This is a genomic window from Pseudomonas sp. PSB11 (genome assembly GCF_014596605.1).
Classification (GTDB): Bacteria; Pseudomonadota; Gammaproteobacteria; order Pseudomonadales; family Pseudomonadaceae; genus Aquipseudomonas; species Aquipseudomonas umsongensis.
The window spans coordinates 152003-164792 of sequence record NZ_NOIO01000007.1; the positions used below are offsets into that span (position 1 = coordinate 152003).

General features: G+C 58.6%; 17 protein-coding genes. 3 read left to right on the plus strand and 14 right to left on the minus strand.

The window, feature by feature from the left end:
• Window positions 1-41: 41 nt before the first annotated feature.
• From CGA21_RS11475 to CGA21_RS11485, 3 genes are all read right to left on the minus strand, one after another.
• On the minus strand, window positions 42-386 hold the full coding sequence (locus CGA21_RS11475; RefSeq protein WP_110749004.1) for a YegP family protein: 345 nt from the start codon (window positions 384-386) through the stop codon (window positions 42-44).
• Between the two features lie 140 nt (window positions 387-526).
• A complete protein-coding gene (locus tag CGA21_RS11480) occupies window positions 527-826 on the minus strand; it encodes a ribbon-helix-helix domain-containing protein (protein ID WP_188264230.1) in 300 nt (99 codons plus the stop codon).
• Between the two features lie 14 nt (window positions 827-840).
• Complete coding sequence (locus CGA21_RS11485) at window positions 841-1422, minus strand: DJ-1/PfpI family protein (protein WP_020798383.1); 582 nt, start codon at window positions 1420-1422, stop codon at window positions 841-843.
• 291 nt (window positions 1423-1713) lie between these two features.
• On the opposite strand from CGA21_RS11485, the gene CGA21_RS11490 reads away from it, so the two are divergent.
• Window positions 1714-2604, plus strand: a complete 891-nt coding sequence (locus CGA21_RS11490) for a DMT family transporter (RefSeq protein ID WP_188264231.1) — start codon at window positions 1714-1716, stop codon at window positions 2602-2604.
• A 12-nt stretch (window positions 2605-2616) separates the two neighbouring features.
• Here the strand turns inward: CGA21_RS11490 and CGA21_RS11495 are convergent, their stop codons facing one another.
• The 4 genes from CGA21_RS11495 to CGA21_RS11510 form a co-directional block, all read right to left on the minus strand.
• Window positions 2617-3831, minus strand: a complete 1215-nt coding sequence (locus CGA21_RS11495; RefSeq protein ID WP_188264232.1) for a class I SAM-dependent methyltransferase — start codon at window positions 3829-3831, stop codon at window positions 2617-2619.
• Between the two features lie 132 nt (window positions 3832-3963).
• Window positions 3964-4326, minus strand: coding sequence for a hypothetical protein (locus CGA21_RS11500; RefSeq protein ID WP_110748998.1), 363 nt, complete (start codon window positions 4324-4326; stop codon window positions 3964-3966).
• A 2-nt stretch (window positions 4327-4328) separates the two neighbouring features.
• Window positions 4329-4607, minus strand: a complete 279-nt coding sequence (locus CGA21_RS11505; protein ID WP_110748996.1) for an ogr/Delta-like zinc finger family protein — start codon at window positions 4605-4607, stop codon at window positions 4329-4331.
• Complete coding sequence (locus CGA21_RS11510) at window positions 4604-4837, minus strand: hypothetical protein (RefSeq protein ID WP_188264233.1); 234 nt, start codon at window positions 4835-4837, stop codon at window positions 4604-4606. Before CGA21_RS11510 ends, CGA21_RS11505 begins: the two co-directional genes overlap by 4 nt.
• Before the next feature lie 67 nt (window positions 4838-4904).
• Between CGA21_RS11510 and CGA21_RS11515 the strand changes: the two genes are divergently transcribed.
• Complete coding sequence (locus CGA21_RS11515; protein ID WP_110748994.1) at window positions 4905-5333, plus strand: helix-turn-helix domain-containing protein; 429 nt, start codon at window positions 4905-4907, stop codon at window positions 5331-5333.
• A 78-nt stretch (window positions 5334-5411) separates the two neighbouring features.
• On the opposite strand, the gene CGA21_RS11520 is transcribed toward CGA21_RS11515, so the two are convergent.
• The 5 genes from CGA21_RS11520 to CGA21_RS11540 all read right to left on the minus strand — a co-directional run bounded on the left by CGA21_RS11520 (window position 5412) and on the right by CGA21_RS11540 (window position 8326).
• Window positions 5412-5768 carry a putative holin gene (locus tag CGA21_RS11520; RefSeq protein ID WP_110748993.1) on the minus strand — a complete coding sequence of 119 codons (357 nt, stop codon included), beginning with the start codon at window positions 5766-5768 and terminating at the stop codon, window positions 5412-5414.
• Complete coding sequence (locus CGA21_RS11525; RefSeq protein WP_110748991.1) at window positions 5755-6057, minus strand: helix-turn-helix domain-containing protein; 303 nt, start codon at window positions 6055-6057, stop codon at window positions 5755-5757. The genes CGA21_RS11520 and CGA21_RS11525 overlap by 14 nt, the downstream gene beginning before the upstream one ends.
• A gap of 134 nt (window positions 6058-6191) precedes the next feature.
• Window positions 6192-6809, minus strand: a complete 618-nt coding sequence (locus CGA21_RS11530; protein ID WP_110748989.1) for a TPM domain-containing protein — start codon at window positions 6807-6809, stop codon at window positions 6192-6194.
• Between the two features lie 42 nt (window positions 6810-6851).
• Window positions 6852-7604 (minus strand): TPM domain-containing protein, encoded by a 753-nt coding sequence (locus tag CGA21_RS11535; protein WP_188264234.1) that lies wholly within the window; start codon window positions 7602-7604, stop codon window positions 6852-6854.
• A gap of 116 nt (window positions 7605-7720) precedes the next feature.
• A complete protein-coding gene (locus CGA21_RS11540; protein WP_110748985.1) occupies window positions 7721-8326 on the minus strand; it encodes a LemA family protein in 606 nt (201 codons plus the stop codon).
• A 247-nt stretch (window positions 8327-8573) separates the two neighbouring features.
• On the opposite strand from CGA21_RS11540, the gene bglX reads away from it, so the two are divergent.
• Complete coding sequence (bglX, locus tag CGA21_RS11545; protein ID WP_188264235.1) at window positions 8574-10865, plus strand: beta-glucosidase BglX; 2292 nt, start codon at window positions 8574-8576, stop codon at window positions 10863-10865.
• A gap of 133 nt (window positions 10866-10998) precedes the next feature.
• On the opposite strand, the gene CGA21_RS11550 is transcribed toward bglX, so the two are convergent.
• Both CGA21_RS11550 and CGA21_RS11555 read right to left on the minus strand, forming a co-directional pair.
• Window positions 10999-12156: a phospholipase D-like domain-containing protein gene (locus CGA21_RS11550; protein ID WP_110748981.1), complete on the minus strand. Its 1158-nt coding sequence runs from the start codon at window positions 12154-12156 to the stop codon at window positions 10999-11001.
• 1 nt (window position 12157) lies between these two features.
• Window positions 12158-12748: a YceI family protein gene (locus CGA21_RS11555; RefSeq protein WP_110748979.1), complete on the minus strand. Its 591-nt coding sequence runs from the start codon at window positions 12746-12748 to the stop codon at window positions 12158-12160.
• Between the last annotated feature and the right edge of the window lie 42 nt (window positions 12749-12790).

Genomic DNA, 12790 nt, shown 5'->3' on the forward strand with positions numbered 1-12790 from the left:
TCGCGAGCAGGCTCGCTCACACAGGGGATTTGTGTTGAGTGTTAGAGCACCGGCAAGGTCTTGTCCTTGATCACCTTGGTCGGGCCGTTCGCCTTTACACTGGCGATGCCTTTCTCAAGCGCGGATGCAGAGGAATAGGCTTCGCTGCTGCCAATAATCTCGTGGTTGCCCGCCTTGAGGTTGAAATAAGGATGGCCATCCTTGGTAGTTTTCTTCTCGTAGCGCTCATCCAGCGGACTGTTGGCCTGGACTGACGCGATGCCTTTGTCGGCCGCGGCGCGGGTGCTGTACAACTCGCTGGTCAGAATGGTTTCGGCGTTCGCCGCCTTCAGAACGAACCTGAACTGACCGCTGCTGCTCTTGCTCACTTCGTACCATCCGGACATGTTCTTTTCTCCTTGGCGATTGAGAGGTTGCGCGCTTCAGAGTAAAGACCACCGGAACAACAAGATCAAAAGATCGCAGCCTTCGGCAGCTCCTACATCGATCCCTGTAGGAGCTGCCGAAGGCTGCGATCTTTTGATTTTCACGCCGTTCGCACCACACTCATCTGAGGAGGAGCAATCCGCCGCTGGCTCAAATATCGCGTACAACTCACCCGCAGGAACGAGGCGAAATTGACCACCTCGCCACGGTAGTCCATGACTTCCTCATACAGCTTGGCAATCAACTGATTGGTGGTCATACCGTCGCTCTCGGCGACTTCGCTGAGGATGTCCCAGAACTGATTCTCCAGCCGCAAGGTGGTGACCACCCCGCAAATGCGCAGCGAGCGGGAGCGTGATTCGTAGAGAATCGGATCGGCCTTGACGTAGAGCTCGCACATGGACGGGTCCTTTGTTACAGCGTGATTTTTGTGCCCAGCAAGCCGAGAAAACCGGCGAGCCAGCTCGGGTGGGCAGGCCAGGCCGGTGCCGTCGCCAGATTGCCTTGAACATGGCCGTCCGTCACCGGGATATCGATAAACGTACCGCCCGCCAGGCGCACTTCTGGTGCACAGGCCGGGTAAGCGCTGCACTCACGCCCCTCAAGAATCCCGGCGGCGGCCAACAATTGTGCTCCGTGGCACACGGCGGCGATCGGCTTGCCGGCCTTGTCGAAATCGCGCACCAGTTCCAACACTTTTTCATTCAGGCGCAAGTACTCTGGCGCACGACCTCCGGGTATCAGCACGGCGTCGTAATCCGCCGCATTGACCTTGGCGAAATCGAAGTTCAGGGCAAACAGGTGACCGGGTTTTTCGCTGTAGGTCTGGTCGCCTTCGAAGTCATGGATAGCGGTGCGCACGGTTTGGCCGGCGCTCTTGTCCGGGCAAACGGCATGCACCGTGTGACCGACCATCAGCAGGGCCTGGAACGGCACCATAACTTCATAGTCTTCGACGTAATCGCCGACCAGCATCAGAATTTTTTTCGCGGCCATGGGGAGGACTCCTCTGGGAAATGCATGGGCAAGCAGGAGTATTCAAGGTAGTCCTTATCCGTGGGGGTGGGTAATAACCTGCTACTACGCCGATCACTTGGTAGGAGCTGCCGCAGGCTGCGATCTTTTGATATTGACTTAAAAACAAGATCAAAAGATCGCAGCCTGCGGCAGCTCCTACGTTGGGAGCTTCGCTCCCAACTGTACGGATAACTCTGCGCCTAGCTGTAACAGCCGGCTACCTTGGGTTTATGGCTAGATAACAGCATCTATTAAATTCTGGTTGCCATCATGTCCACCCGCGAAAACACCGGCATGGCCCTGGGCCTGCTCGGCGTTGTGATCTTCAGCCTTACCCTGCCCTTCACGCGCATCGTCGTACAAGAGATGCATCCACTGCTTAATGGCCTCGGCCGGGCACTGTTCGCGGCTGTTCCCGCGGCGTTGCTGTTGTTGTGGCGGCGCGAGAAATGGCCAACCTGGAAGCAGGTCAAAGGCCTGACGCTGGTGATTGCCGGGGTGATCCTCGGTTTTCCAGACCTATCGGCCTGGGCCATGCAAACCTTGCCGGCGTCCCATGGCGCGCTGGTCAATGGCTTGCAGCCACTGTGTGTGGCGCTGTACGCCGCGTGGTTGTCCCACGAACGCCCGTCGAAAGCCTTCTGGGCCTGCGCCGCGCTGGGCAGTGCGCTGGTGCTCGGTTACGCACTGATCAGCGGGGCCGGCAGCATTCAGGCGGGCGACCTGTTGATGCTCGGCGCAATTGCGGTCGGCGGCCTGGGGTACGCCGAAGGTGGCCGGTTGGCCAAGGAAATGGGCGGCTGGCAAGTGATCTGCTGGGCACTGGTGCTGTCGACCCCGCTATTGATCGGGCCGGTGCTGTACCTTGGGTTGCAACACCAGGGCGAGATTTCGTCCAAGACCTGGTGGGCCTTCGGCTACGTCTCGCTGTTTTCGCAATTCATCGGGTTCTTTGCCTGGTATGCCGGGCTGGCCATCGGTGGCATTGCCCGGGTCAGCCAGATCCAGTTGCTGCAGATTTTCTTCACCATCGGCTTTTCCGCGCTGTTCTTTGGCGAACACGTCGAACCGATTACGTGGTTGTTTGCTGGCGGGGTGATCCTGACCGTCGTGCTGGGATGCAAGACGGCGGTCAAGCCCGCACGCATTGCCACGGCGTAAATCGAACGGCTTTCAGAGGTAACCGTCAGCCCGCAACAGGGTTTCCAGGCAATGCTCGGTGATGTGGTAGAACGCCTTGAGTTCCTGGATCTTCGCCAACAGCTGGGCCGGATCACCCGGTTCGGCACGCTTGACCGCCAGGATCATCTTGTTCTTGTTGGTGTGGTCCAGCGAGATGAACTCGAACACCTTGGTCTCGTAACCGCAGGCTTCGAGGAACAGCGCACGCAAGCTGTCGGTGACCATTTCCGCCTGCTGTCCCAGGTGCAAGCCGTACTGCAGCATCGGCTTGAGCAATGCCGGGCTCTGGATTTGCAGGCGAATCTGTTTGTGACAGCACGGCGAACACATGATGATCGAGGCACCGGAACGAATGCCGGTGTGAATCGCATAATCCGTGGCGATGTCGCAGGCATGCAGCGCGATCATCACATCCAGCTCGCTCGGTGCCACGCTGCGTACATCACCGCACTTGAAGACCAGCCCCGGGTGCTCGAGCTTTGCCGCGGCGGCGTTGCACAGGCTGACCATGTCTTCACGCAACTCGACACCCGTCACTTGCGCCTCGGCCTTCAGGGTGTTGCGCAGATAGTCATGGATCGCAAACGTCAGGTAACCCTTGCCGGAGCCGAAGTCGGCCACGCGAACCGGGCTATCCAGGGCCAGTGGCGACGAGGTCAGCGCATGGCTGAAAACTTCGATGAACTTGTTGATCTGCTTCCACTTGCGCGACATCGCAGGGATTAATTCATGCTGCTTGTTGGTGACGCCCAAGTCGGCGAGAAAGGGTCGGTTCAAATCGAGAAAGCGGTTTTTCTCACGGTTGTGCCCGGCGGATGGCACTTCACGCAATTGCTGGGGTTTGCTCTTGAACAGCGAAGATTTGCCCTTTTTGCTGTATTCGAGCTGGGCTTCATCCGTCAATGACAACAAATGCGCATTCTTGAACGATGCCGGCAACAAGTCTTTGATGAGGGCCACACTTTCGGCCAATGGCAGGTTCTTGGTGATGTCGCGGGTCTTGTACCGATAGACGAAGGACAGGCAAGCCTGCGCCTTGACCGTCACCGGCTTGATGATGATGCGCTGCAAGTCCGCTTCATCGCCAGCGTACTTGGCCAGCACCAGCTTGATGAAGGCGTTCTGATCCAGGCTCGATTGCAGCAGGTCGATGAACTGGGAGTGATGGTCCGGCGCGAGGCTGGCGGGGGTGGCGGTGACGGACATGGAAAAAACGGCCTCGGGCAGAGCAAATCGGAGAATGCCCGGTATTTTAGGGGGGATGCGGGTTTTGGGCACGGGGTTATTTTTCGCAGGCCCGGTCATCCCCCCCAGACCTGCAGTGTAATGGCCGATACCTCAGGGCTCCACCAGCCGAAGTTTGCGATTGCTCGGTGAATTGATCACATGCCTGACGATCAATCCTACCGGTACGGCCCACGTCAGGCCATTGGCCGGATCAGTGATGACAGCGACGGTTTCGGAGCTGGCGCCGATGTCCAGGCGTCGTCGATCATTGCAGGACTTGAGCTCCCCATAAGCATGGCTGACCAGCCGCTCCGCCAGGTGCATCGGCACGTCAATCCCTTGCAAGTGCTTCACGGCACGACAGAACAGCACCTGGTCATCAACGACCGCATCGCTTTCATGGCGCGCCAAAAACCCTTGGGCAATGGTCAACAATTGCTCGTTCAAATCATCGTCTTCAACAGTTGCGCCCATGTTCATGACTCCAGAGGCGCCGACGTCGTCGACTCAATTGGCGCAACGGGCCGGGCGGCGTGCCGCAAATCGGGTCCGGCGAAAGGCAGGCGTACGGCAGGATTGGGCATGCCACTGGGAGAGAGCTCGTGGGTCATTTCGAACTCGGCCCGAACCGACCAGCCGCAGGCTTCCGACGTGCATTGCAAGTAAGCCACCCGCAGGAAAATATGTCGGCCTTCGCTGGTGCGGATTCGCATGCGGCTCAAGCAATGCGGACACACCATTTTGTAAGTACTCATGCTTGGGTCCCACTGTTCATCGGGTGGTAATCAACATAATCAAACGCAATACTGCTGCGAGCGAGGATCGCTGCAACCTGGCGCTGCAAGTGACGCTCACCTGATAAAAGCAAGTGCAGCGGAAAACGGTGCGATGGGCAAGAACCAAACATGTAGGAAATCACCCTGCTACCATTAGGAAGTTTCGACATCACATTCATCTGACTCATAGTTGAAGATTGATTACTCATTATAAAAATACTCATTGCGCATACATTAAGCACTCAAAAAGCATGTGTCAAAAGGTAGAGGCTCAAATTGCGTAGCAAAAAATCTCAGACTGTTTTAGCCCGCCTAAAACAAATTACTGGTACAAAAAGTGATGCCTCCCTGTCTTCTGCGCTGAAAGTCAGTCCGCAAACCCTCAGCAGCTGGAAAGGTCGAGACAGCACACCGTACTCATTATGCGTAGAAATCGCCCAGGCCCGCGGCATTTCACTTGACTGGTTATTGCTTGGCGAAGGACCGATCCTGCGGCAAAGCACTGCTGGCAATGCCTTGGAACAAAACCAGGAAACAGTCACACGGGAAAATACAATTCTCGCGATGTGGCGATTGCTCAATGAAGAAGATCGCAACGCCATACAACATGCTCTGGAGGAAAAACGCCGCCTGCGTGAAATGGAACTCAAACTTTCAGAGATGGCGTCTATCCTGTCAACACTTCAACAGCTGCGCGAAACATAAGGTCATATGCGCTTTACTTGAAGACACTTAAGACGGGCAATATTGCCAGGACACTTGACCATGATGAATTAACATCCCTCAGCGTCGCCCTTTAAGGCGCTCAATAATTTCGCCCAGGCCAGCACTGTCGACCCACTGCATCACCTTGATGCTGATGGGAATAATGATCAGCGCACACATAAATGCCGTTACCCCAGCAGTCAGGAAAGGCGCCAGCGGCAACGCCACGGGGGTAAATAGATAACCGACCCCCGCCGATAGCACCCAGGAACCAATACGCTGCCAGGCCTTGAAGTCAACGCGAGTGGTAGTGACCAGCCACGCTCCAAGCGATGCACCGAATAGCGCTTCGCCATCAATTGCAGGCAGCGTCGCGACCCCCAACCCCAGCAGGAGCCCACTGATGCTGTTATAAGCCGAATCAGTCCAGTTCATGGAGGCCTCGCTCATCGACGTCGTCGATGACAATAACTCCCGATTCTATGGCTTTGAGCAAGGCGGCATGACGGGACCTGACAGCAAACTTTCGGCGAATGTTGAAGAAGTGAAAATTGATCGTGGTGGGTGAGCAATTCTGGATCCTGGCGATCTCCCAGGAAGTCTTGCCCTTGTAACACCATATTAAGGCTTGTATTTCTTTCGCTGTCAGATGGACCGGCGATACATCTCTCCCGCCGTTGGGGGCGGCACCGGCAAAAGAGTCGAGCGGTAGATGCGTTGACATAAATACTCCCTCTGCGTCAGAACACCCATCACAGGGCGTTCGGTATTGGAGGGAGATGTTGAAGACTGAACAGTAGCCAAACAACTTGCCGCAGTTGTACCGCCAAGCATTACAAAAGTGTTCGATAACCAGCCCTAGCCGAGCACCACCAGTCGATTTGGCAGCTCATTACGCTCATGCGTCACCGGAACGTGCACCCTGAGCAACTCACCGCACGCCTCGACGCAGGTGACAAAACCCTGCAACGTCTGACCCTGTCGCACCTGCCGGGTGAACGCCGCGACAATCGCATCCCAATGGCTGTTGTCCAGCCGACTGGAAATACCTTCATCCACCAGGATTTCCACATAGCGCTCGGCTTCGGAGACAAAAATCAGGATTCCGGTACTGCCCACCGTGTGGTGCAGGTTCTGCTCCAGGAATTGCCGGCGCGCCAGGTTCGAGGCACGCCAGTGACGCACCGAACGCGGAACCAGGTACGTGGTGATTTTCGGTATTCGCAATACCAGGCACAGCACGATGAAGGTGATCCATTGCACCAGCAGCAGGCTGTGCAAGGTCAACCAGCCGGTCAGGTAGTGCACGATCCCGGGCAGCACCAGTGCCAGCAGGCTGGCCCAGAGCAGCGGGACGTATACATAGTCATCGGCACGGGCCGCCAGCACTGTGACCAGTTCCGCATCGGTGTCGCGCTCGACCCGGGCAATCGCCTCGGCAACCTTGCGTTGTTCGTGTTCAGTCAGTAATGCCATGTCGTTGAATGCCTGCTCGCTATTGTTTTTTTTACTGTGTCATCACCAGCCGCCCGACGAACCGCCGCCACCGAAACTGCCCCCTCCACCACTGAAGCCCCCACCGCCACCACCGCCGAATCCACCGCCGCCAAAACCGCCACCGGAACCACCGGAGCCGCCGCGACCAGCCGGAAGGATACCGAGCATTTGGCAAACGAATACTGTCAGGATGAACAACAACACCAGGAATATGAACAGCCCCGGATGCCGCGACATGAAATCATCGCCCGGATCGCCGCGGGACTCGTAGACAGTCGAGGGTTCGTCCAGGGGATTGCCGCCAAGTACCACCAGCATCGCTGCCACCCCGTCGCTGATGCCTTTGCTGTAATTGCCCGCCTTGAACGCCGGGGTGATGACCTGATGGATGATCACCGAACTCTGGGCGTCCGTCAGGCGATCTTCCAGGCCGTAACCGACTTCGATGCGCAGTTTGCGCTCATCACGGGCAACAATCAGCAGCGCGCCGTTGTTCTTGTCTTTCTGGCCGATCCCCCAGTAACGGCCCAGTTGATAGCCGAAATCGGCAATGTCGGTGCCCTGCAAGTCCGGCAAAGTCACGACCACAAGCTGCTCACCGGTGGCTTTTTCATGGGCCTGAAGCTGTTGCGTCAACTGCTCGCGCACCGAAGGCTCGATCATCTGGGCGTTGTCCACCACCCGCCCGGTCAGCTCCGGGAACTTCAATTGAGCCTGGACCGCCAGGGCAAACACCCACAGCAACAGCACCAGGCCGATCTTCAACGCTCGCATTGGCAACCTCATCGATCCAACCGTAGGAGCTGCCGCAGGCTGCGATCTTTTGATCTTGAGAAGCAAAGTCAAAAGATCGCAGCCTGCGGCAGCTCCTACAGGGTTATTCATCCAGATCAGAATTTGACTTCAGGTGGCTTTTCCGACCCCGGTGTGGCCTCGAAGGTCTCGCGTTCCGGCAGACTGCTGTACAGCACGCTGTGCCACAGGCGACCGGGGAACGTGCGGATCTCGGTGTTGTATTTCTGCACCGCCAGGATGAAATCGCGCCGGGCCACGCTGATCCGGTTCTCGGTGCCTTCAAGCTGCGATTGCAAGGCCAGGAAGTTCTGGTTGGCCTTCAGGTCCGGATAACGCTCGGACACCACCATCAGGCGGCTCAAGGCGCCGCTGAGTTGATCCTGGGCTTGTTGGTATTGCTTGAGCTTTTCCGGGTTGTCGAGTGTGGAGGCATCGACCTGGATCGAGGTGGCCTTGGCCCTGGCTTCGATCACGGCCGTCAGGGTTTCCTTCTCATGCGCGGCGTAGCCCTTCACGGTTTCCACCAGGTTGGGAATCAGGTCGGCACGGCGCTGATACTGGTTCTGCACCTGGCCCCAGGCCGCCTTGGCCTGTTCATCGAGGGTCGGTATGTTGTTGATGCCGCAGGCGGTCAGCAACGTGGCCAGCATCAGCAAGGTGACGACTTGCAGCCTCGACCGGTAGGACTGTCGAACATTCATCAGGGTGGTACTCCCTTCACATTTCATGGAAAAAACAACCGGCGACCCTCTCGGCCGGCTCTTGGGGCATAATCGGCCGCGCCACTGGATTGCATCCGGGCAATGGGCTAAAAGATGCCCTGCGCAAAAATCGCATCGGGCATTCGGTTGCCGCTTTTCCAAGCAGCCCCCGAACAACAATAGTCGCTCCCTAAATTTTGGCTGGCCGGCATTTACATCGCCGCTTGGGCCCTTGAGAAAACTATTCATGAAGAAGCTGTGTTTGCTGGGCCTGTTCGTCAGCCTGGCCAGTCATAACGCACTGGCCGCCACGACGCCCGCACCCCTGGAGAACAAGGACGCTTTCGTCAGCAACCTGATGAAGCAGATGACCCTCGATGAAAAAATCGGCCAGTTGCGCCTGATCAGCATCGGCCCGGAAATGCCCCGGGAGCTGATTCGCAAGGAAATCGCGGCAGGCAACATCGGCGGTACGTTCAACTCGATCACCCGCCCGGAAAACCGTCCGATGCAGGACGCGGCCATGCGCAGCCGCCTGAAGATCCCGATGTTCTTCGCCTACGACGTGATCCACGGCCACCGCACCATTTTCCCGATCCCGCTGGCCCTGGCCTCGAGCTGGGACATGGACGCCATCGGCCTGTCCGGGCGCATCGCCGCCAAGGAAGCCGCGGCCGATAGCCTCGACATCACCTTTGCGCCAATGGTCGACATCTCCCGCGACCCGCGCTGGGGCCGCACTTCCGAAGGCTTCGGCGAGGACACTTACCTGGTATCACGTATTGCCGGGGTGATGGTCAAGGCATTCCAGGGCACGGGCGCGAACGCCGCCGACAGCATCATGGCCAGCGTCAAGCACTTCGCCCTGTATGGCGCAGTCGAAGGCGGTCGCGACTACAACGTGGTCGACATGAGCCCGGTCAAGATGTACCAGGACTACTTGCCGCCTTACCGCGCCGCGATTGACGCCGGCGCCGGCGGGGTCATGGTCGCGCTGAACTCAGTCAATGGCGTGCCGGCCACCGCCAACACCTGGCTGATGAACGACCTGTTGCGCAAGGAATGGGGTTTCAAGGGCCTGGCCGTCAGCGACCACGGAGCGATTTTCGAGCTGATCAAGCATGGTGTCGCTCGCGATGGTCGTGAGGCGGCGAAGCTGGCGATCAAGGCCGGCATCCACATGAGCATGAACGACACCCTGTACGGCAAGGAACTGCCGGGGCTGCTCAAGGCCGGCGAGATCCAGCAGAGCGACATCGACAACGCCGTGCGTGCGGTGCTGGACGCCAAGTACGACATGGGACTGTTCAAGGACCCGTACCTGCGCATCGGCAAGGCCGAGGACGATCCGGCCGACACCTACGCCGACAGCCGCCTGCACCGTGCCGAGGCCCGTGATGTGGCCCGTCGCAGCCTGGTGTTGCTGAAGAACCAGAACGAAACCCTGCCGCTGAAGAAAACCGCGAAAATCGCCCTGGTCGGCCCGCTGGCCAAGGCGCCGATCGACATGATGGGCAGTTGGGCCGCCGCCGGTCGCCCTGCGCAATCGGTGACCCTGTTCGACGGCATGACCAACGCCCTGGGTGATAAATCGACGCTGATCTACGCCCGTGGCGCCAACATCACCAGCGATCCGAAAATTCTCGGTTACCTGAACTTCCTCAACTTCGACGCGCCGGAAGTGGTGGATGACCCGCGTCCGGCCAATGTGCTGATCGACGAAGCGGTGAAAGCCGCCAAGGATGCCGATGTTGTCGTTGCCGCCGTCGGCGAGTCCCGTGGCATGTCCCACGAATCGTCGAGTCGTACTGACCTGAACATTCCGCCAAACCAGCGCGAGCTGATTCGCGCCCTGAAAGCCACCGGCAAGCCGCTGGTGCTGGTGCTGATGAACGGCCGTCCGCTGTCGATTCTCGAAGAGAAGGAACAGGCCGACGCGATCCTGGAAACCTGGTTCAGCGGCACCGAGGGCGGCAATGCCATCGCCGACGTGTTGTTCGGCGACTACAACCCGTCGGGCAAACTGCCAATCACCATCCCGCGCTCGGTAGGGCAGATTCCGACCTACTACAACCACCTGACCATTGGCCGGCCGTTCACCCCGGGCAAACCGGGCAATTACACCTCGCAATATTTCGATGACACCACCGGGCCCCTTTACCCGTTCGGCTACGGCCTGAGCTACACCGATTTCAGCCTGTCGGATATGGCGCTGTCGTCGACCACCCTGAACAAGACCGGCAAGCTCGACGCCAGCATCACGGTGAAAAATACCGGCAAGCGTGACGGTGAAACCGTGGTGCAGCTGTATATCCAGGACGAGACCGGTTCGATGATCCGCCCGATCAAGGAGCTGAAGAACTTCCAGAAAGTCATGCTCAAGGCCGGTGAACAGAAAGTCGTGCACTTCACCATTACCGAAGACGACTTGAAGTTCTACAACACCCAACTCAAGTACGCAGCCGAACCAGGCAAGTTCAACGTGCAGATCGGCCTGGACTCCCAGGACGTGACACAACAGAGCTTCGAACTGCTCTAACCCCTGAAGCAACACAAAACCACTGTGGGAGCGGGCTTGCTCGCGAAGACGGACTGTCAAACGACGATGATGTCGACTGACAGACCGCTTTCGCGAGCAAGCCCGCTCGCACATTTGGTTTGTGGTGAAACGACTATCCCCGTCGATCCAGCAGATTCACCACCAGCCGGTCCACCCACCCCCACGCCCGCTGTTTGACCCGTTTCCACAGCGGTCGGCGTTGCCATGCCTCCAGGCTGACTTCCTGGCTTAGCGAGAAGTCCTTCACGAAGCTCGCCACCACGTCACGGGTCAATTCAGGGTCTAACGCTTCAAGATTGGCCTCCAGGTTGAAACGCAAATTCCAGTGGTCAAAGTTGCACGAGCCGATGCTCACCCAGTCATCGATCAGGACCATTTTCAGATGCAGGAAACACGGCTGGTACTCGAAAATCTTCACTCCGGACTTGAGCAGTCGCGGGTAGTAGCGATGCCCGGCGTACCGCACCGACGGGTGATCGGTGCGTGGCCCGGTCAACAGCAGCCGCACATCGACCCCGCGGGAGGCCGCGCGGCGCAGTGAACGGCGGACTTTCCAGGTCGGCAGGAAATACGGGGTCGCCAGCCAGATCCGCTTCTGCCCGCTGTTCAATGCGCGAATCAGCGATTGCAGGATGTCTCGGTGCTGGCGGGCGTCGGCATAGGCGACCCGGCCCATGCCCTCGCCCATGGCCGGCACACGGGGCAGGCGTGGTAGACCGAAATGCGAGGCCGGTCGCCAGGCGCGACGATGGCGGTTGGCGATCCACTGGCGATCGAACAGCAATTGCCAGTCGAGCACCAGCGGGCCGGTGATTTCCACCATCACCTCGTGCCACTCGCTGACGTCCTCGTTTGGCGTCCAGAACTCATCGGTCACACCGGTGCCGCCAACCACAGCCATGCTCTGGTCCACCAGCAGCAGCTTGCGGTGATCGCGGTAGAAATTGCCGACCCAGCGCCGCCAGCTCAGGCGATTGTAGAAGCGCAGTTCGACGCCGGCGGCCATGAGTCGCTGGCGCAGGGTCAGGGTAAACGCGAGGCTGCCGTAATCATCGAACAGACAGCGCACCCGCACACCGCGTTCGGCGGCCTGGACCAGTGCCTGAACCATGGCTTCGGCGCAAGCGCCCGCCTCCACCAGGTACAGTTCCAGCTCTACCTGTTCTTCGGCGCGGGCAATCGCCACCAGCATGCGTGGGAAAAATTGCGGGCCATCGACCAGCAACTCGAAGCGATTGCCTTCACGCCAGGGAAAGATCGGGCCGGCCATGTCAACGCGCCGTGAAGATCAGTACCGCACCCACCGGCACCGACAGACTGATGGCCGACAAGTCGGCAACTTTGCGCAGCGCTTCCAGGCCGGGCGCCAGATCGAAATCCTGGGCATTGATCACCACCGGCTCCAGCGTCACCACCTGGAAACGCCGGTCATCGAGCCGCGTGGCCAGCAGTTCGGCGTTGTAGGTGTGTTGCTTGCCGTGCAAGTCAACGGTCAGCGGCAGGCGCAATTCCAGTTGCGCACCGGGCGCAAGATCGTTGATCGGCCGCAGATCGATTTGAGTGCTGATCAGCGCTTCGGCAAAGGTCTGGATTTCAAACAGCTCCTTGCGCATGCGTTCGTCGCGCAGGGGAACGCCGCTGTTGACCGATTCGAGCTCGACTTCTACCTCGGCCTTGCCGTTGGGATCGACTTTGCCGTGCAACACTAAAAAGCGCTGCACTTCGGAAACATTGGCGTTTTTGGTGCTGACGAACGACAGCCGCGAGGATTCGCCGTCCAGATACCAGTTAGCCTGGGCCGACAGCGAAGCGCCGGCCAATAGCAGGCAGGCGAGGGTTTGGGTGACAGACCGCTTGAACATAAAAACTCGTGGGGGCAGATAAACCTGTGCTGAACCTTAACT